Annotated in this window: 20 protein-coding genes and 3 tRNA genes; 17 read left to right on the top strand and 6 right to left on the bottom strand. The window is 68.3% G+C overall.

The genetic code is table 11. The features are described from left to right. Nucleotides 1-48 precede the first annotated feature (48 nt). Nucleotides 49-1,416 carry a restriction endonuclease gene (locus ACIQLK_RS03765; protein WP_400362967.1) on the top strand — a complete coding sequence of 456 codons (1,368 nt, stop codon included), beginning with the start codon at nt 49-51 and terminating at the stop codon, nt 1,414-1,416. A gap of 332 nt (nt 1,417-1,748) precedes the next feature. On the opposite strand, the gene ACIQLK_RS03770 is transcribed toward ACIQLK_RS03765, so the two are convergent. Next, nucleotides 1,749-2,003 (bottom strand): hypothetical protein, encoded by a 255-nt coding sequence (locus ACIQLK_RS03770; protein ID WP_400362968.1) that lies wholly within the window; start codon nt 2,001-2,003, stop codon nt 1,749-1,751. A gap of 418 nt (nt 2,004-2,421) precedes the next feature. Between ACIQLK_RS03770 and ACIQLK_RS03775 the strand changes: the two genes are divergently transcribed. The 3 genes from ACIQLK_RS03775 (at nt 2,422) to ACIQLK_RS03785 (ending at nt 3,851) form a co-directional block, all read left to right on the top strand. After that, nucleotides 2,422-2,577, top strand: a complete 156-nt coding sequence (locus ACIQLK_RS03775) for a hypothetical protein (RefSeq protein WP_400362969.1) — start codon at nt 2,422-2,424, stop codon at nt 2,575-2,577. Nucleotides 2,578-2,676: 99 nt separating this feature from the next. Then, nucleotides 2,677-2,925 (top strand): hypothetical protein, encoded by a 249-nt coding sequence (locus tag ACIQLK_RS03780; RefSeq protein WP_400362970.1) that lies wholly within the window; start codon nt 2,677-2,679, stop codon nt 2,923-2,925. A gap of 71 nt (nt 2,926-2,996) precedes the next feature. Next, nucleotides 2,997-3,851: a GIY-YIG nuclease family protein gene (locus tag ACIQLK_RS03785; RefSeq protein WP_400362971.1), complete on the top strand. Its 855-nt coding sequence runs from the start codon at nt 2,997-2,999 to the stop codon at nt 3,849-3,851. 32 nt (nt 3,852-3,883) lie between these two features. Here ACIQLK_RS03785 and ACIQLK_RS03790 read toward each other — a convergent pair whose 3' ends face one another. From ACIQLK_RS03790 to ACIQLK_RS03805, 4 genes are all read right to left on the bottom strand, one after another. Next, nucleotides 3,884-4,495 (bottom strand): DUF6998 domain-containing protein, encoded by a 612-nt coding sequence (locus ACIQLK_RS03790; protein WP_400362972.1) that lies wholly within the window; start codon nt 4,493-4,495, stop codon nt 3,884-3,886. Nucleotides 4,496-4,827: 332 nt separating this feature from the next. Beyond that, nucleotides 4,828-4,900: transfer RNA gene (locus tag ACIQLK_RS03795), tRNA-Phe, on the bottom strand. 82 nt (nt 4,901-4,982) lie between these two features. Further along, nucleotides 4,983-5,056: transfer RNA gene (locus ACIQLK_RS03800), tRNA-Asp, on the bottom strand. Between the two features lie 21 nt (nt 5,057-5,077). Further along, nucleotides 5,078-5,150: transfer RNA gene (locus ACIQLK_RS03805), tRNA-Glu, on the bottom strand. Between the two features lie 211 nt (nt 5,151-5,361). Between ACIQLK_RS03805 and ACIQLK_RS03810 the strand changes: the two genes are divergently transcribed. Beyond that, nucleotides 5,362-6,825: a peptidoglycan DD-metalloendopeptidase family protein gene (locus ACIQLK_RS03810; protein WP_400362973.1), complete on the top strand. Its 1,464-nt coding sequence runs from the start codon at nt 5,362-5,364 to the stop codon at nt 6,823-6,825. A gap of 62 nt (nt 6,826-6,887) precedes the next feature. On the opposite strand, the gene ACIQLK_RS03815 is transcribed toward ACIQLK_RS03810, so the two are convergent. Next, nucleotides 6,888-7,421, bottom strand: coding sequence for an inorganic diphosphatase (locus tag ACIQLK_RS03815; RefSeq protein WP_400362974.1), 534 nt, complete (start codon nt 7,419-7,421; stop codon nt 6,888-6,890). Between the two features lie 180 nt (nt 7,422-7,601). Here ACIQLK_RS03815 and tilS point away from each other — a divergent pair, with 180 nt between their 5' ends. The 12 genes from tilS to ACIQLK_RS03875 are packed head-to-tail and all read left to right on the top strand — an operon-like array spanning nt 7,602 to nt 17,696. Beyond that, nucleotides 7,602-8,624, top strand: a complete 1,023-nt coding sequence (tilS, locus tag ACIQLK_RS03820) for a tRNA lysidine(34) synthetase TilS (RefSeq protein WP_400362975.1) — start codon at nt 7,602-7,604, stop codon at nt 8,622-8,624. A 9-nt stretch (nt 8,625-8,633) separates the two neighbouring features. Continuing rightward, nucleotides 8,634-9,185 (top strand): hypoxanthine phosphoribosyltransferase, encoded by a 552-nt coding sequence (gene hpt, locus ACIQLK_RS03825; RefSeq protein ID WP_018185762.1) that lies wholly within the window; start codon nt 8,634-8,636, stop codon nt 9,183-9,185. Between the two features lie 59 nt (nt 9,186-9,244). After that, nucleotides 9,245-11,248: an ATP-dependent zinc metalloprotease FtsH gene (ftsH, locus tag ACIQLK_RS03830; protein ID WP_400362976.1), complete on the top strand. Its 2,004-nt coding sequence runs from the start codon at nt 9,245-9,247 to the stop codon at nt 11,246-11,248. A 10-nt stretch (nt 11,249-11,258) separates the two neighbouring features. Next, complete coding sequence (gene folE, locus ACIQLK_RS03835; RefSeq protein ID WP_400362977.1) at nt 11,259-11,849, top strand: GTP cyclohydrolase I; 591 nt, start codon at nt 11,259-11,261, stop codon at nt 11,847-11,849. After that, nucleotides 11,846-12,655, top strand: coding sequence for a dihydropteroate synthase (gene folP, locus ACIQLK_RS03840; protein ID WP_400362978.1), 810 nt, complete (start codon nt 11,846-11,848; stop codon nt 12,653-12,655). Before folE ends, folP begins: the two co-directional genes overlap by 4 nt. Further along, nucleotides 12,652-13,020, top strand: a complete 369-nt coding sequence (gene folB / locus ACIQLK_RS03845) for a dihydroneopterin aldolase (protein WP_400362979.1) — start codon at nt 12,652-12,654, stop codon at nt 13,018-13,020. The genes folP and folB overlap by 4 nt, the downstream gene beginning before the upstream one ends. Then, nucleotides 13,017-13,553 carry a 2-amino-4-hydroxy-6-hydroxymethyldihydropteridine diphosphokinase gene (gene folK, locus ACIQLK_RS03850; protein WP_400362980.1) on the top strand — a complete coding sequence of 179 codons (537 nt, stop codon included), beginning with the start codon at nt 13,017-13,019 and terminating at the stop codon, nt 13,551-13,553. The genes folB and folK overlap by 4 nt, the downstream gene beginning before the upstream one ends. Continuing rightward, nucleotides 13,550-14,041, top strand: coding sequence for a DUF3180 domain-containing protein (locus ACIQLK_RS03855; RefSeq protein ID WP_400362981.1), 492 nt, complete (start codon nt 13,550-13,552; stop codon nt 14,039-14,041). The genes folK and ACIQLK_RS03855 overlap by 4 nt, the downstream gene beginning before the upstream one ends. Beyond that, nucleotides 13,986-14,558 carry a PH domain-containing protein gene (locus tag ACIQLK_RS03860; protein WP_400362982.1) on the top strand — a complete coding sequence of 191 codons (573 nt, stop codon included), beginning with the start codon at nt 13,986-13,988 and terminating at the stop codon, nt 14,556-14,558. The genes ACIQLK_RS03855 and ACIQLK_RS03860 overlap by 56 nt, the downstream gene beginning before the upstream one ends. Next, complete coding sequence (locus tag ACIQLK_RS03865; protein ID WP_400362983.1) at nt 14,555-16,255, top strand: PH domain-containing protein; 1,701 nt, start codon at nt 14,555-14,557, stop codon at nt 16,253-16,255. The genes ACIQLK_RS03860 and ACIQLK_RS03865 overlap by 4 nt, the downstream gene beginning before the upstream one ends. Then, nucleotides 16,252-16,956 carry a DUF2520 domain-containing protein gene (locus ACIQLK_RS03870; protein ID WP_400362984.1) on the top strand — a complete coding sequence of 235 codons (705 nt, stop codon included), beginning with the start codon at nt 16,252-16,254 and terminating at the stop codon, nt 16,954-16,956. Before ACIQLK_RS03865 ends, ACIQLK_RS03870 begins: the two co-directional genes overlap by 4 nt. Further along, nucleotides 16,953-17,696, top strand: a complete 744-nt coding sequence (locus tag ACIQLK_RS03875; RefSeq protein WP_400362985.1) for a formylglycine-generating enzyme family protein — start codon at nt 16,953-16,955, stop codon at nt 17,694-17,696. The genes ACIQLK_RS03870 and ACIQLK_RS03875 overlap by 4 nt, the downstream gene beginning before the upstream one ends. Nucleotides 17,697-17,766 lie beyond the last annotated feature (70 nt).

The following is a 17,766-nucleotide window of genomic DNA, read 5'->3' on the forward strand; positions in this document are numbered from 1 at the left end:
CCTGCACCAAACGAGTTCACGCCGGGTCAGTTGGGTTCTCCTGATGCAGTGTTCGAGATCCTCGCGCACATTCAGCAGGTCGGGGGCGATCGCACGCGGGTGGTCGAGTGGATACGCGGCAGATGGTTCGCGACGTCTGCCGAGAAGCGAGCGCACGACCCGGCTGCGCAGCTCGATCAGCAGCGTAAGCGGGCGAGCAACGTTGTTACTGGCATGCAGCAGTACGGCCTCCTTCACCCATCACGCGACCCGTTGGTGCCGACAGAGCTGGGTCTCAAACTGCTCGACTTGGCGAGTCGGCCCGCCGAAGGACACCGGTTGTTCTCGAGCTTCTTGCTTCGCGAACGTCATGGGATGGAGTTGCTGCAGATTGCCGTCGATGTTCGGGCGCGCGATGGTGCTGTGACGAAGAAGCAGGTTGACGATGAACTGCGTGCCCGCGGGTACCAGGTATCGACCAACAGTTCGTACGCGGGGAAGCTTCGGCAGTGGCTCGAGCCCTCTGGTGTGGTCGATATGTACTGGAACGTCGATCATCAGATTCTTCTCGAGTTAGGTGGCGCGACTCCAGAAGAGATTCGAAGCTGGCGAGGGCTCACGCCTCCACAGCGAGCAGTCGTTGAAGTGCTGAGAGTAAGGGGTCTGGGTAACCGGACGCCGATTCAATCGGCTGAGTTGCTGGAGCTCCTTCGCCAGCGAGGTATCGAGTTCAACGCGGGGCTCGTCGGCAAGCAGATCTATGAGCCCCTAGTCGCCGCAGGCTTCATCGAACGAACGTTGAAGGAGGCTGGCAGGGGAGGCAAGGGCGGAACCGTTCAACTCACCCGGCAGGCCCTAGACCTCGATGTCGTGCTCATCGATGGTCTCGAACTGGGAGACGTTCCGGCAGATCTCCAGGCGGAGTTGAATCGCTCGACCGATAGCATCCTGGGGGACCTCGGCTCAGTCGACACCGGAGTCAAGGGTGTCGCGCTTGAATTGCTCGCACTGCGAGTCGCTGCTGACGTGGGCCTGATGCCCGCCGAAATGAGGCTCCGCAGTGCACAGACCGGCGGCGCGGAGGTCGACCTCGTCGCTGAGGGCGCGCATCTCCACTTCTCCAGGTGGCTCTTCCAATGCAAGAACCAGGTGGCGCCCGTGTCGCTCACTGTGCTTGCGAAGGAGATCGGCATGGCCACGCTCTTACGTGCACAGGTTGTCGTGATTCTCACCACCGGCGTCTTTGCCAAGTCGGTCATCGCTTATGCGCGTGAGGCAGCCGAGGCGACTGCGATTCAGATCGTGCTACTCGATGGCGATTCGCTGGCGAACTACCGTGCGAAAGGTCCAGCAGGGCTCAGAGCAGAATTGCATCAGTTCGCAGTCGGCGCGTTACGCAAGAAGCGACGTCAACTCGCAGAGGTTCCCAAAGAGTAGTCGGCCCAGTGGTGGGGCTGTGCAGCGCCCCGAGGAGCGCCCGGACCGCAGCGGAGCGAGGACCGGACGCACCGCAGGGGTGATGCACCTTGCCGGCCGGAGGCCGGCCTTGAACGAGTAAAGAAAGTTCTCACAGCTCGTCGTCGCCGAGGTCTTGTAGGGCGCGGCTCGCGGCACGAGCCTTGTCGGCAGCCGGCAGCCGGCAGCCATGGGTGAAAGCCAGGCTCAGACTCGGCGGCTGCCATCGCTCGGTCGAGCGCGTCGGAGTTACTGCGGAGATCCTCGAAGCCGAGGGCGCGGATGCCCGAACGGATCGCGTCAAGGTTGGGTTCCTACGAGAGCAATGCCTCGATCGCCTCGACGGTCTTCGGCGTGTACCGCTTCGCGAATGACTGTGTGATCGCTCCCTGCATTGCAGCGAGTTCGCCGATCGGCGGCTTCGGTTGGTGGAACTTGTGCGTGTAGGCGTTGAAGACGCTGCGATAGTCCCGCGTGGCTCGATCGGCGGCTTCGGCTGCCCACGACATCTGCAGGAACGCTTCGTCGTGGTTCTGCGGGGTCTCGCCGCTGATCTTCTGAGTGTCCATTGCCTCGACCCCGGCAGCGGCTCGCTCCTTGAGTCGCTGAAGGACGTTGCGAACCGGGTCGGGGACAACGCCCCACGTCGGCGCGGTATGACGATCGGCTGGGCCGCGATTTCTTCACGCTCTACTACGTCGGTGAGAGTGTCGTCTCCGGCGACTCGGCGACTGACCGGCGGATCCTCGCGGCGTTCGTGTCCGGGGTCGATCCTCGCAGCTCGCAGCGGAGAGTAGAGCGATGAGTCCGACGGGCGCACGGCGGCGAGGCGTCTGTGGAGCTCGACCGCGTAGAACTCGAGGCGCTCGTGCGTTGGGCGAACGAGCTTGTAGCACCCTCGGGCGATCGAGGTTCCGTGTAGGTGCGTGCAATCTGCGCGTACCCTGGTGCGTTCTGCGCGGGCAGAACGTGGAAGGAGTGTCCGAGGTGGACGAGAACATGCAACGGTTCTACGCGGCCCTCGCGAAGCGCGCCGAGCCGGAAGACTACTGCCCGATCGACATGTTGCCTTTGCCTCGCGAGACGGATGCAGACGTCGAAGCGTTCCTCGAGCGGGCCATCGCGGATGACGTCGATCCGTGACCGGACGTAAGCGCCTTTCAGCCAGCCGGCGCAGATCGATTATTCGATCGCTACGCCGTGTCCTCCGTTCACGCGAATGTGAAGAGTGAGGAGGTCGTCATGGAAACCGCGATGGACATCGTGAGGCGAGCTGCCGAGGGCGAGATCGATCACGACGAGCTGGTGCGCATCCTCAAGACCTGGCGTTACGAGCCGCAGTACAAGACAACCGGGCTCGCCGATGACTGGGAGTCGGTGCCGAACAGCTTCGACGCGGTCAAGCACGCGTACATCTCCGATCTGCTCACAGACGAGGATTACGCCGCCATTGTGGAGGCAGCGCCCGCTGCATCGAGTGCGAACGGCTGATTGCGCATTTTGACCCCCGTCCTCCAGGCGTCGCCGATAGCCTTCGGTCGTAGACGCTCAACGAGGTGACGATGATCAGACTGACCGATTTCCTGCCGGTGCCCGAGCCCTCCTCGACCAAGCTGAAGTTCAACATGCGAGCGGGGGGTGGTGGCGGCGAAGCGTGGGACCTCCTCATGGACGACCACGAGGAATGGCTCAACATGAGTCGTTGGCGCACGAAGCAGGCGAACAACAATCTCGGGAATTCCCGGTACCTGCTCGCTTGGGCGCAGTACTACCCCTACGGCCCGCAGTACTTCATCTTCGGCGGCTTCTTCAAAGTCACACCGATTGTTCCGGCGGCGATCAACGCGTATGGGTACGAGCTTGAAGCCCTGCCTCTGCATTCGGAGTTCATCAAGCGATTGATCATCAAGCTCGAGCGTCCGATCGGCCGAGATGTCTATCTCCGCAAGTACGAGAGTGTTCAGGATCAACTGGGCCCGGAGGTGTACGAACTCGCACCAGACACGAAGCTTGGAACGTTCCCTGGCTACCAGAACGTCAGACTCCGGCATCACGAGCTCCAGAGAATCATCGCCAATGACGAGCCGAGCTGGCGTGACGCGCTCTCGAGCGTCAAGGGCGTGTACGTGATTACTGATCTCAGTGACGGCCGCCTCTACGTTGGATCCGCCTCGGGCGAGGCGAACGGTCTATGGCAGCGTTGGGCGGCATACGCGCACCTGAAGAACCTCACGGGTGGCAATCGCGAACTCGAGAGGATGCGACTCGATCTCGGAGACGGCCATATCGTCGGCAACTTCCAGTATTCGATTCTCGAGATCTTCGATCCGAAGACAAAGGACGAGGTCATCCTCAAACGCGAGGCCTTCTGGAAGCAGGCGCTCGACTCACGCGCTCACGGCATGAACTTGAACTGACATCCGCGACAGCGACGCTCGCAGAGGATGGGTCAGCGGGTCTGCTCGGTTAGCTTCTGCCAAGCTCGCTGGAACTCGCTGATGCGATCGAGCCCGCGAGCGGAGGCGGATCTCACCTGACCCACGCGCACCACCACGCCGTTCGTGTGGGCGCGGTGCTTGCCAGCTTCTTGGACCTCGCTGGCTGTCCACTCGCGTGCGGCGATGATTCCGTCGTTGTCGCCGTCTACGAGCAGGAAGATGCACACATCGAAGCCGAAGGAGCGAATCGGCGAGAACACCGCGGACGGGCTGGTGTCTGAACGAATCGCGCGCACCTTCACCTGAACTTTGCGTCCGTCATCGGCGACGAGGTCGTAGGACTTCTCGGAATTCGGCGCGAGGAGCCCGTCGTACACCATCGCGGCGCAGTACTCGGCCAGGTCGCCAATCGGTGCGTTGTTGGTGCGGACGAGCCCGCGGTGGCGGAGCTCCGCCAGGATGTCGGCATAGCGGCGGAGCAGCTGACCCACGGTGATCTCGGCGAGCTCGTCGCTGACATCGGTCGGGATTGCTATCGGTGATTGAACGTCGCTGTGCGCGAAGTGCTGGCGAACGAGTTCAGCCTGCCCATCAGTCATCGCCCAAGCCGTGCCGGCTTCCACCGGGTGCCGCCAGTTCTGTCGCCGCATCCACGCGCGAACAGCCCTCGGGTCGACGTCGAGTTCGTCGGCGAGCTGTCGAACAGTAGGCGATGAGGCGTCCATGTTTGCACCGTATCGGAGCGTCAACCGGCCCCAGACCGGCCCAAGTCGCCGACGGGGCCCGCGGATCGGCTCCCTCGGGAGGGACCGTTTCGACTCGCTTCGCTCGCTCAACGACCGGGGAGACGCCCGCTGTGTGTCCGTGGAAATAGCCCCTCACCAGGGCAAAGCAAAACCCCCGCCATGTAGAAGCTAGGCGAGGGTTTCTGGGACCGTTGTAACGACGGTCCGTGTGGCTCCGACGGGCGTCGATCCCGTGACCTCACGATTTTCAGTCGTGCGCTCTACCAACTGAGCTACAGAGCCGCATGGCATCAGAGGTGCCATGTCCTAGACGAAAGGCCCGTGAATTCAACAGAAGCTGAAGACAAGGGCCTGTCGCTCGGAGCGACCCTGACGGGACTTGAACCCGCGACCTCCGCCGTGACAGGGCGGCACGCTAACCAACTGCGCTACAGGGCCATGCTTATTAAATTGTGGGAGTGACCCCAACGGGATTCGAACCCGTGCTACCGCCGTGAAAGGGCGGCGTCCTAGGCCGCTAAACGATGGGGCCGAGCGACCCCGGGGGGATCACGCTTACCGAGGGTCAAGCATATGCGATCCCTCGCGAATGTGCGAATCGAGGGCGCGCCGACCTCTCCGAGGCCCGAGACGAGGGCAGGATGGCGACGCCCCCGGCGAGCTTTCCTGTGACGAATGTGACCAGTGTTGCTACTGTGATGGGCGGATCACCACGCCATCTGGCAGAGGGAAGGGTGTGTGCAGTGACCGACCTACCCGAAGCGACCGACGTCGACTGCGGCTGCGCGCCCACCGCCGACGAGATGCGATCGATCTCGTCGCGCATCAGCCGTCGCAACGTCCTGGGGCTCGGAGCGCTCGGCGTGGCTGCGGCATCCACCGGCATCGGCTTCGCCCTCCCCGCGTTCGCCGCCACGTCCTACCCGAGTTGGGACGACGTCGAGAAGGCGCGCAAGAACGAGTCCGCCAAGGGCGCCGAGATCACCCGCATCCAGAACCTCATCTCCTCGCTCGAGAACGACGTCGTCGTCAAACAGGCCGAGGCCGAGCGCCTCGGTGTCGAGTACCAGGACGCCCTCATCGCCTACGAGGACGCGGCCGCGCTCGCTGATCAGCGCCAGGCTCAGGCCGACGCCGAAGAGGAACGGGCCAAGAAGGCCGCGTCGAAGCTCGGAGTGCTCGCCGCGCAGCAGTACCGCTCGGGCAAGGGCGACGCGACCCTCGACCTGTTCTTCTCGGACTCGTCCGCGACCGCCGACGACCTCCTCGGTCGCCTCGGGACGATGGATCGCCTCGTCGAGGCCAACCGTGACGTCTACGCCGACGCGGTCGGTGCGCGCGACAGCGCCAAGAGCCTCGCTGCGCAGGCGCAGGTCGCCCGCGACGAGCGGGACAAGCGCAAGGCCGAGGCCGAGCAGAAGATGCAGGCAGCACAGGATGCCGCCGAAGCCGCCCAGGCCGCGCTGGCCGCGCAGAACGAGCACCGCGAAGTCCTCGAGGCGCAGCTCCAGGCGCTGCGGGACACGACCGCGAAGACCGTCGCCGGCTACAAGGCCGGCGTCGAGGCCGAGCGCAAGCGCCGCGAAGAGGCCGCCCGCAAGGCTCGTGCCGAGGCCCTTCGCCGGGCGAAGCTCGCGGAGCAGCGCCGACTCGCCGAAGAGAAGCGTCGGCGCGAGGAAGAAGCCAAGAACAACAGCGGTGGCGGTTCGTCCGGCGGCGGTGGCGGTGGGTCATCCAGCGGTGGCGGCGGTGGCGGCGGTGGCGGCAGCACCGGCGGCGTCGTCCAGCCCTCGGGCTGGGTGCGCCCCGCGCACGGCTACATCAGTTCCTGGTTCGGCGTCCGCGGCAGCATCTGCACCCCGAGCGGCTGCACGGCGAGCGGTCACCGAGGCATCGACTTCGCCAGCTCCTGCGGATCGCCCATCTACGCGGCCGCTCCCGGCACCGTCGTCTTCGCCGGCTACAGCGGCGGATGGGGCAACTTCGTGAAGGTCCGCCACAGCGACGGCACCATCACCGGCTACGCGCACATCATCGACGGCGGATACGCCGTGAGCATCGGCGACTACGTCCGCGCCGGTCAGACCATCGCCTACATCGGCAGCACCGGAGCATCGACCGGCTGCCACCTGCACTTCGAGGTCTACCGCGGCGGAATCCGCATCGACCCCGCGCCGTTCCTGCGCGCACGCGGCATCAGCGTCTGACGCGGTGCCCGAAACGAGAAGGTCGGATGCCGCGCGGCATCCGACCTTCTCGTCTGCGAGCCTCAGAGGCTGTTGGGAGCTTCGCCCTCACCCTGCGTACGGGTCTCGCCCTCGTGCTCGTCGAAGCGCGTGAACGCCTCGGCGACGAGACGCTCGGCCTCGGCCGCGTTCGCCCACTCGTCGACCTTGACCCACTTGCCGGGCTCGAGGTCCTTATAGCGCTCGAAGAAGTGGCCGATCTCGCCCTTGGTCCACTCGTCGATGTCGTCGACGTCCTGGATGTGCGCCCAGCGCGGGTCCTTCGCCAGGACCGCGACGACCTTGTCGTCACCGCCCGCCTCGTCGCTCATCTTGAGGACGGCGACGGGACGGACCTTGGCGAGCACACCGGGGTAGATCTCGCGGTCGAGGAGGACCAGCACGTCGAGCGGGTCGCCGTCCTCGCCGAGGGTGTTCTCGAAGAAGCCGTAGTTCGCGGGGTACCCCATGGGGGTGAACAGAACGCGGTCGAGGAAGACGCGGCCCGTGCCGTGGTCGACCTCGTACTTCACGCGGCTGCCGCGCGGGATCTCGATGACGGCGTCGTACGCGCCCATGCCTGTGCTCCTTTGAAAGTCCGGTGGGATGCGCCGACCAGCCTACTGGCGCGCGTCGCCGGGCCGAACTCCGGAAGAACCGCCGGCCGCCGTGCTTCCTGACTCCTGTTCGGGTGATTCATCCGGAGAACGGCACGCCGCCCCGGGGGAGAGGCCTGCGGCGGAAGCTACGGTGGAGCCGTGCCGTCACTGCATCCCGCTGTCGCCGAGGTCCGCCGCGCCGTCCGCGCCGCTCTGAGCGGTCTGGCCGAGGGGTCCGTCGTCATCGTCGGGCTCTCGGGAGGCGCCGATTCGCTCGCCCTGGCCGCCGCCGTCGGCTTCGAGGCGCCGAAGCTCGGTCTGCGTGCGGCATCCGTGACCGTCGATCACGGCCTGCAGCCGCATTCCGCCGAGGTCGCCTCGGCCGCGGGGCGTGCCGCGGCGACGCTCGGACTCGACCCGCTGATCGTGCGGGTCGAGGTGGGGACCGAGGGCGGGCCCGAAGCGGCGGCGCGTGACGCGCGGTACCGCGTGCTGAGGGATGCCGCGCACGACGTCCGGGCCGCGGCGATCCTGGTCGGCCACACGCTGGACGACCAGGCCGAGACGGTGCTCCTGGGGTTGGCCCGCGGATCCGGCGCGGGGAGCCTGCAGGGGATGGCGACGGCATCCGATCTGGGCGGCATCGCCCTGCTGCGCCCCCTGCTCGACGTGCGTCGCGCGATCACACAAGAAGCCTGCGCCGCGCAGGGACTCGAGCCGTGGGACGACCCGCACAACCGCGACCCGAAGTACACCCGCGTCCGCGTCCGCGAGACGGTGCTCCCGATGCTCGAGGCGGAGCTCGGGCCAGGCATCGCCGAGGCGCTGGTGCGCACCGCGGCGCAGCTGCGCGAGGACGCCGCGGCCTTCGACGAGATGATCGACGAGACCATCGAGGACATCGTCGAGCACGCCGAGGCGGGGATCGCCGTCTCGGTCGCCGCTCTCGCTGCGAACCCGCCCGCCCTCCGGCACCGCATCATCCGCCACGTCGTCTCGAGCGAGTTCCACGTCTCGCTCACACGCACGCAGACCCTCGAGGTGGCGCGCCTGGTCACCGACTGGGCGGGCCAGGGCCCGATCGACCTGCCCGGATGCCGCGCCCGCCGCACGGGCGCGATGATCGAGTTCACGGGCGTCGGAGCGGACGCCGCGGCACCGGCATCCGATCTCGGTCTTTAGACTTCTGCAATGCGCGCAGCCGAGATCGCCGACCAGCTCACCGATGTCCTCGTCACCGAGGAGGAGATCCAGGCCAAGCTCGAAGAGCTCGCCCGTCGGGTCGAAGCGGACTACGAGGGCAAGGATCTGCTGCTCGTCGGAGTGCTGAAGGGTGCCGTCATGGTGATGGCCGACTTCGCACGGTCGCTGAAGCGCCCCATGGAAATGGACTGGATGGCCGTGTCGTCCTACGGCGCCGGTACCAAGTCGAGTGGTGTCGTCCAGATCCGGAAGGACCTCGACACCGACATCTCGGGCAAGCACGTCCTGATCGTCGAGGACATCATCGACTCCGGTCTCACTCTGAGCTGGCTGCTCGAGAACTTCGCCTCGCGCGGCGCGGCCTCGATCGAGGTGCTCGCGCTGCTGCGCAAGCCGGAGGCTGCGAAGGTCGAGATCGACTGCCGTTACGTCGGTTTCGACATCCCCGTCGAGTTCGTCGTCGGTTACGGGCTGGACTTCGCGGAGAAGTACCGGAACCTCCGCGACGTGGCGGTCCTCGCGCCGCACGTGTACTCCTGATACGCCCAAAACGAACGCACAGACCTCGCATAGCGCCGCGGGGGTAGCCTGAACGCACCATGAACGTCAAGAAGCTCTCCCGCAACCCGTTCGTCTACGTGGTGCTCATCGGCGTGCTCTTGATCATCGGCATGACGCTGATCTCGAACCTCACCGGCGCCAAGAGCATCACGACGCAGGAGGGTCTGAAGCTTCTCGACGGGACGACCGTGAGCAAGGCGGTCATCACCGACGGCGACAACCGTGTCGACCTCACGCTGGACAAGGCGTTCGAGGGTTCCACGAACGTCCAGTTCTACTACGTGACCGAGCGCGCCGACGCCGTGGTGCAGGCCGTCAACTCCGCCGCCCCGAAGGACGGCTACAACGACGTCGTGCCGCAGACCAGCTGGTTTGGCAGCCTGATCTCGATCCTCCTCCCCATCCTCATCCTCGGTCTGCTGTTCTGGTGGCTGCTCTCGAGCGCCCAGGGCGGCGGCAGCAAGGTCATGCAGTTCGGCAAGTCGCGCGCCAAGCTCGTGACGAAGGAGACCCCGACGGTCACCTTCGCCGACGTGGCCGGCTCGGACGAGGCCATCGAGGAGATGCAGGAGATCAAGGACTTCCTGAAGGACCCGGCGAAGTTCCAGGCCGTCGGTGCCCGCATTCCGAAGGGCGTCCTGCTCTACGGCCCTCCCGGAACCGGCAAGACCCTGCTCGCGCGCGCCGTCGCCGGCGAGGCAGGCGTCCCGTTCTACTCGATCTCGGGTTCGGACTTCGTCGAGATGTTCGTGGGTGTCGGCGCGAGCCGCGTCCGCGACCTCTTCAAGGAGGCCAAGGAGAACGCTCCGGCCATCATCTTCATCGACGAGATCGACGCCGTCGGTCGCCACCGCGGCGCCGGCATGGGCGGCGGGCACGATGAGCGCGAGCAGACCCTTAACCAGATGCTCGTCGAGATGGACGGCTTCGACCCGAAGGTGTCGGTGCTCGTCATCGCCGCCACGAACCGTCCCGACATCCTCGACCCTGCGCTCCTGCGCCCGGGCCGCTTCGACCGTCAGATCGGTGTCGATGCGCCCGACCTGAAGGGCCGCCAGCGCATCCTCGAGGTGCACGGCCGCGGCAAGCCGCTCTCGCCCTCGGTCGATCTCGCCGTCATCGCGCGGAAGACGCCCGGCTTCACCGGTGCCGACCTCGCGAACGTCCTGAACGAAGCCGCTCTCCTGACGGCGCGCTCGAACGCTCAGCTCATCGACATGCGCGCACTCGACGAGGCGATCGACCGCGTCATCGCCGGTCCGCAGCGGCGCACGCGCGTCATGAAGGACAAGGAGAAGCTGATCACGGCGTATCACGAGGGCGGCCACGCCCTCGCCGCCGCGGCGATGAACCACACCGACCCCGTCACGAAGGTCACGATCCTCCCGCGCGGCAAGGCCCTCGGATACACCATGGTGCTGCCGCTGGACGACAAGTACTCCGTCACCCGCAACGAGTTGCAGGACCAGCTGACGTACGCGATGGGCGGCCGCGTCGCCGAGGAGATCGTCTTCCACGACCCGACCACGGGCGCCTCGAACGACATCGAGAAGGCGACCGGCATCGCCCGCAAGATGGTCACCGAGTACGGCATGACCACCGAGGTCGGACCGGTGAAGCTCGGCTCGTCGTCGGGTGAGGTCTTCATGGGTCGCGACATGGGTCACGGCCGCGACTTCAGCGAGCGGATCGCGGAGCGCGTCGACTCCCAGGTGCGCGGCCTCATCGAGCAGGCGCACAACGAGGCGTACCAGGTGATCAACGAGAACCGCGAGGTCCTCGACCGCCTCGCCCTCGCCCTGCTCGAGAAGGAGACGCTCGACCACATCGAGCTCGCCGAGATCTTCAAGGACGTCAAGCGCCTGCCCCCGCGCCCGCAGTGGCTCTCGAGCAGCGAGCGTCCCGTCTCGACGCTTCCGCCGGTCGAGGTGCCGCGTCGGGCCGAGGCTCCGGTCGCGGCGAACACCGAGGCAGAGCAGACGGCACCCGAGACCTCGCCGGCGCGTCACGCGACCGGGCAGGCTCGACCCGCGACGGCCTGAGGCGGCGCGCATGGCGGTCGACCGCGAGCGCGTCTCCGAACTGGTGCGGGAACTCCTCGTCGCCATCGGCGAGGACCCGGAACGTCCCGGCCTGAAGCTCACTCCGCAGCGTGTCGCCGATGCGTACGCGGAGTTCTTCTCGGGTGTGGGTGAGGATGCCGCAGAGCCGCTCGCGCACACCATCTCGGTCAGCCGCGGCCCGGCCCCTGACACATTGCCGTCGGGTGCGGTCATGCTGCGCGACATCCGGTTCCGGTCCATGTGCGAGCACCATCTCCTCCCGTTCGCGGGGTACGCGCACGTCGCCTACCTCCCCGGCGAGCAGGTGGTCGGGCTCGGCGCACTGCCGAAGGTGATCGACATCCTCGCGGCGCGTCCGCAGGTGCAGGAGCGCCTGGGGGAGCAGATCGCCGATGCGATCGCCGGATCGATCGACACCCGCGGAGTGCTCGTCGTGCTCGACGCCGTGCACGAGTGCGTCACGATGCGCGGGGGACGGCAGCCGTCGGCATCCACCGTCACCGTCGCGGCCCGCGGGCGCTTCACCGAGCCGGCCGAGCGCGCCGAGGCGATCGCGCTGCTGACGGGCGGCCGGACGTGACCCTCGTCATGGGGGTCGTGAACGTCACGCCGGACTCCTTCAGCGACGGCGGACGGTATGCGTCCCACGACGCCGCGGTCGCCCACGGCCGTGCGCTCCTCGCCGGTGGGGCGGACCTGCTCGACATCGGCGGGGAATCGACGCGCCCCGGTGCGACCCGGGTGGCACCCGCCGACGAACAGGCACGCATCCTGCCCGTCATCGAGGCTCTCGCCGCCGATGGCGCGACGATCAGCGTCGACACGATGAACGCCGCGACAGCGGTCGCTGCGGTCTCCGCCGGTGCGCACATCGTCAACGACGTCTCGGGCGGACTCGCCGATCCCGACATGCTCACGGCGGTGGCCGGCACCGACGCGGATGTCGTCCTGCAGCACTGGCGCGGGCACTCCGCCGACATGTACGGCACCGCCGTCTACGACGACATCGTCGCCGAGGTGATCGGTGAGCTCGGTGAGCGCGTCGCCGCCGCTCGGGCGGCCGGCATCCCGGATCAGCGCATCATCGTCGACCCGGGCTTCGGCTTCGGCAAGACGCCCGAGCAGAACTGGCAGGTCGTCCGCGGCCTCGGTCGTCTCGTGGGCGGTGGACACCGAGTGCTCGTCGGGACGAGTCGCAAACGGATGCTGGCGGTCGCCGCATCCGGCGCGGGCATCGACCTCACCGGCGAGGGCGACCTCGACCTCGCCACGGCCGTCACCAGCGTCCTCGCCGCGCAGGCCGGAGCCTGGGCGGTGCGCGTGCACGACGTCGCCGCGACGCGCCTCGCCCTCGCGGTGCGGACGGCGTGGGAGGGTGAAGGATGACGACCGACGAGATCGCGATCACCGGCATCCGCGCCACCGGGTTCCACGGCGTCTACGAGCACGAGCGCCGTGACGGGCAGGAGTTCGTCGCCGACCTGACCCTCTCGCTGTCGCTGGCTCGAGCCGCCGCCACCGACGACGTCACCGACACCGTCCACTACGGCGAGGTCGCCGAGCGGGTAGCCGCGATCCTCGCGGGCGACCCGGTCGATCTCATCGAGACCGTCGCCGAGCGCATCGCGACCGCCGTGCTATCGGGCTGGTCGCTGGTCGACGCCGTCGCGGTGACGGTGCACAAGCCGGCCGCACCGATCCCGGTCCCGTTCGGCGACGTCGCCGTCACGGTGCGGAGGTCCCGCGCATGAATCGCCGACTGGCTGAAGGCATGCCGCCGCGGGAACCGCGCGCGGCGGGTCCCGCCCACCGCGCCGTCATCGCGCTGGGGGCGAACCTGGGTGACCGCGCCGGCACCATCGACGAGGCGATCGCCGACCTCGGCCGGCTGCCGCTGACGACCCTGGTCGCCGCCGCCGATCCGATCGAGTCCGTCGCGATCACCCTCGGAGGGCCGGACGCCGACGCCCCCCGATACCTGAACACGGTCGCGCTGGTCGACACGAGGCTCGCTCCGAGCCTGCTGCTCGGGTATCTGCACGCGATCGAAGGGCGTCACGGGCGGGAACGCCGGGAGCGGTGGGGGAGCCGCACCCTGGACCTCGACCTCATCGCGTACGGGGACGTGCGCTCCGACGATCCGGCGCTCGTGCTGCCGCACCCTCGCGCCGCGGAGCGGGATTTCGTGCTCGACCCGTGGCTGAGCATCGACCCGGATGCGGTTCTGCCTGGCGTCGGCAGGGTGGCCGACCTGCGGGCCGTGCTGCCCGGGGGGACCGCATGACCCGCACGAAGCCGCTCCTGCTGATCGCGGTCGCCGTCGTCGCCGGTATCGCCGGCTTCTTCGTCGACCAGATCCTCACCGGGATGGGGCATCCGAGCTTCACGCCGTCGCCCCTGCTGCCCATCCTGCTGGTCGCCCTGGGGGCTGCCGTGGTCATCGCCGCCATCCCCGTTCGCCGCGCGACGGTGGGCGCGGCGGCTCCGGTGGACCCCTTTCAAGCGCTCCGCATCGCCATGATGGCGAAGGCGTCGAGCATCGTCGGGGCGCTCGTCGCCGGCTTCGCCGGGGGACTTCTCGTCTTCGTTCTCACACGACCGGTGTCGCCGTCGTTAGGCTCGACGGGTGCGGTGGTCGCCGCGCTGGGGGGCGGGCTGCTCCTCGTCGGCGCCGCCCTCGTCGCCGAACACCTGTGCACCATCCGGAAGGACGATGATGACGACCAGCCCGGACCCGAGGAACCCGGCTACGGGCTCTCCCACTCCGACTGACGAGACCTTCACCTCCATCCTCGAGCCTCGCGGGGCGTCCCGGTTGCCGCTGGGCGACGGCGAGTGGCGACAGCTGTCACGCAAGTACGTGATCGGGCAGATCGTCGGCTATCTCGTGCTGATGGTGCTGGCGGCCGCTGCGGTCCTCACCCTCTGGCTCATGTTCGAGGCGACGTGGCCCTTCATCCCCGGCGCCATCATGTTCGCCGTCGCGCTCGTCGCCCTCATCGTCACGCCACGCCAGGCGCGGTCGATCGGGTACCAGCTGCGGGAGGACGACCTGGTCTTCCGTCGCGGCATCCTCTGGCAGCGCATGGTGTCGGTCCCGTACGGTCGTCTCCAGCTCGTCGACATCACCCACGGTCCTCTCGATCGGATGCTGGGCATCGCCCAGCTGAAGCTCGTCACCGCAGCGGCATCGACCGGCGTCACGATCCCCGGCCTGCCGCAGGCCGATGCGGAGCAGCTGCGCGACACGCTCATCGAGGTGGCTGAGACCCGGCGGACCGGTCTGTGAGCGATCTCGACCCGCAGCTCCCGCCCGCGGAGTACGCGTCGGCACCGCCGCCTGCTGCGGTGAACTCCGACATGAGCGACGGCGAGTGGCACCGGATGCATCCGCTGTCGCCCCTCCTGCGCGGCGGACTGACGCTCATCGTCATCATCGGCATCCTGGTCGCCAACCTGCGCGACCGCCTCATCGCCTTCTTCCTGCCCGAGAACTTCAGGTACGACGAGGAGGATCCCGTCGACTTCGTCTTGCAGAACGGCATCGCCGTGCAGGCGATCGTCGTGGTCGTCGTCGGACTCGTCGTCCTCGTGGCGATCTTCTGGATGGCGTGGCGGTTCCATACCTTCCGCATCACGGGCGACGAGGTCGAGGTGCGCAGCGGCGTGCTGTTCCGCACGCATCGCCGCGCGCCGCTCGACCGCGTGCAGGGCGTCAACCTGACCCGTCCGGCCCTCGCCCGTCTCGTCGGGCTCGCGAAGCTCGAGGTCGTCGGCGCGGGCCTCGACGCGAACGTCAAGCTCGAGTACCTGTCGACCCGCAACGCCGAGACCGTGCGCGGCGACATCCTCCGTCTCGCGTCGGGGCATCGGGCGAAGGATGCCGAGACCCGTCCCGCCGCTGCGGGCGGCCGCCTGAGCTCACGGGTCAGCGCCGGTCTCAGCGAGATCGTGGACGGCGTCGACGACGACGGAACGGCGCCCGAATCGATCGTGCGTGTGCCGATGTCGCGCCTCATCCTGGCGGGACTTCTGTCGGGGTCGACAATCTGGTTCGTGCTGATCGTGGTCGCCGTGATCGTCGGCCTGGTTCTACAGCCGGTCTGGATCATCCCGGCCCTCGGTGCCTCCATTCCGGCCGCGATCGGCTTCGGGACGTACGCGATCCGCCAGTTCATCAAGACGGTGCGGTACTCGATCGCGCCGTCGTCGGCGGGGGTGCGCATCACGTTCGGACTCCTGACCACCGTCACCGAGACCCTGCCGCCGGGGCGGGTGCACGCCGTGGACATCCGCCAGCCGCTGCTGTGGCGGTGGGGCGGCTGGTACCGCATCCGTGTCAACAAGCTGTCGGGGCGCTCCGCCAGTGACGCGTCGGCCGCGCAGATGGGCGATGTGCTGCCCATCGGCACGCAGACCGACGTCGAGCGCGTCCTGCGGCTGCTCCTGCCCTCGCTGCCCATCGACGCGGCGCTCCTCGACGCGGGCCTGCACGGTCCGCGTGACGGTGACGGGTACCTCACATCGCCCGCTCGGGCGCGTGTCATCGATCCGCTCACGTGGCGGCGCAACGGCATCCTCGTCCTGCCGCAGGCGGTGCTCATGCGCACGGGGCGCCTTTGGCCGAAGCTCACGATCCTGCCGCTCGCGCGGCTGCAGTCGGTGCGCATCTCGCAGGGGCCACTCGCTCGACGTCTGGGGCTCGCCGCCATCACCGGCCACACCGTGATGGGACCGGTCTCGGGGACGATCGAGTCGCTCGACCACGAGCAGGCCTATGCCCAGTGGAACGCGATCACGGCCGCCGCGGTGGCCGAGGCATCCGCCGAGAGCTCGTCGTCGACGGACGGGGGCGAGCGGAAAGCGGTGGAGGTGGAGTGGCCGGAAGCCGCGCCGTCCCTCACGCCGCCCGAGGCGCCCGGCTCGTCCGCGCCGTCGGCGTGGGCGCCGTCTGCGCCACCGGCGCCACCTGCGGTGGACCGGTGACCCGGGAGGGACGCCTCGGTGTCGGTGTCATCGGCGCCGGTCGCGTCGGTCCCGTCGTGGCTGCGGCGCTGGCGGGGGCAGGGCACGCGCTCACCGGGATCACCGCGGGCTCCGACGACGACCGGGTCGAGGCGATCCTCCCCGACGTGCCGCGCGTCAGCGCCGAAGAGGTGATCCGTCGCAGCGAGCTCGTTGTCCTCGCTGTCCCGCACGATGAACTGCCCGGCCTCGTGTCGGGCCTCGCCGAGCTCGGCGCCTGGCAGGTGGGGCAGATCGTGATGCACACGGATGCCGCGCACGGCACTCAGGTGCTCGCCCCGGCGGCGGGACGAGGGGCGATTCCCGTCGCCATTCATCCCGCCATCGCCTTCACGGGCACCTCGACCGACCTGCGGGCCCTCAAGGACGCGTACGCCGCGGTGACGGCGCCCGCCGCCGTCCTCCCGATCGCGCAGGCGCTCGCCGTCGAGATGGGGTGCGAGCCGGTCGTCGTCGCCGACGCCGACCGGGCCGCGTACGGCGAGGCGATCTCGACGGCGACCGCGTTCTCGTCCTCCATCGTCCAGCAGGCGGCCGATCTGCTGCGCGGGGCAGGCGTCGACGATCCGTCTCGATACCTGTCTGCCCTCGTCCACACGACGATCGACCGGGCGCTGAGTGCTGCGGCCCCGTCGCTCGGTGACGGACCGCCGCTGCCGTGAGCGACGTCGAGCTCGCCCGCATCCCGGCGGGCAGCGTGGAACTCCATGACGCCCGCCGCCGCCGACGCTGGAGCGTCGCGCTCGAGCCGTTCGAGATCGGCGTCTACCCCGTCACGGAGGAGCAGCTCTCCGAGGTGATCGGGGTCTCGGCATCCCACCCCCGCCGTCCCGCCGTCGGGGTGAGCTGGCTGCGTGCCGTCCGATTCTGCAACGCGCTGTCCGAGTGGGAGGGGGTCGACCCTGCCTATGCCGTGGACGGCGAAGAGGTGCGGTGGCACGTCGACAGCGACGGCTTCCGGCTGCCGACTGAGGCCGAGTGGGAGTACGCGTGCCGTGCGGGTTCGACCGGACCGCACTACGGTCCGCTCGCCGAGGTCGCGTGGACGGCGGGCGACGGTGTGACGTCGCCGCAGCCGGTCGGCGGCAAGCTCCCGAACCTGAACGGCCTGTTCGACACCCTCGGGAACGTCTGGGAGTGGTGCTGGGACTTCCTCGACACCGAGCGCTACGACGATTACCGGGTCTTCCGCGGCGGCGGTTTCGCCGACGATGCCTGGAGCGTCCGAGCTGGAACGCGCCGGGGCGGCGGCCCGCGCATGACGCATGACGACGTCGGGTTCCGCGTCGCGCGGGGCGGCTTCGACGCGGTGGATGCCGCACAGGGCTGGTCGGCCGCGTTCGACGCCGAGCGCGCGGCCGGCGGCGATCCCCGTCCGCCCGGCTGGACCCCGCGCCGCTGAGTCCGGGGTGCGGGCGCGGCGGCGACCGGCATCCGCTCGGAAACCGCACGGGACCCCGCCGATAGACTGA

Origin of the sequence: Microbacterium sp. NPDC091382, assembly GCF_044757025.1 — a bacterium.
Taxonomy (GTDB): domain Bacteria; phylum Actinomycetota; class Actinomycetes; order Actinomycetales; family Microbacteriaceae; genus Microbacterium.

Coding starts and splice junctions, on each gene's coding strand:
- ACIQLK_RS03770 (WP_400362968.1), bottom strand. CDS start 2,003: ATGGACACTCAGAAGATCAGCGGCGAGACCCCGCAGAACCACGACGAA.
- ACIQLK_RS03780 (WP_400362970.1), top strand. CDS start 2,677: ATGGAAACCGCGATGGACATCGTGAGGCGAGCTGCCGAGGGCGAGATC.
- ACIQLK_RS03785 (WP_400362971.1), top strand. CDS start 2,997: ATGATCAGACTGACCGATTTCCTGCCGGTGCCCGAGCCCTCCTCGACC.
- ACIQLK_RS03815 (WP_400362974.1), bottom strand. CDS start 7,421: ATGGGCGCGTACGACGCCGTCATCGAGATCCCGCGCGGCAGCCGCGTG.
- hpt (WP_018185762.1), top strand. CDS start 8,634: ATGCGCGCAGCCGAGATCGCCGACCAGCTCACCGATGTCCTCGTCACC.
- ftsH (WP_400362976.1), top strand. CDS start 9,245: ATGAACGTCAAGAAGCTCTCCCGCAACCCGTTCGTCTACGTGGTGCTC.
- folE (WP_400362977.1), top strand. CDS start 11,259: ATGGCGGTCGACCGCGAGCGCGTCTCCGAACTGGTGCGGGAACTCCTC.
- folB (WP_400362979.1), top strand. CDS start 12,652: ATGACGACCGACGAGATCGCGATCACCGGCATCCGCGCCACCGGGTTC.
- folK (WP_400362980.1), top strand. CDS start 13,017: ATGAATCGCCGACTGGCTGAAGGCATGCCGCCGCGGGAACCGCGCGCG.
- ACIQLK_RS03855 (WP_400362981.1), top strand. CDS start 13,550: ATGACCCGCACGAAGCCGCTCCTGCTGATCGCGGTCGCCGTCGTCGCC.
- ACIQLK_RS03860 (WP_400362982.1), top strand. CDS start 13,986: ATGACGACCAGCCCGGACCCGAGGAACCCGGCTACGGGCTCTCCCACT.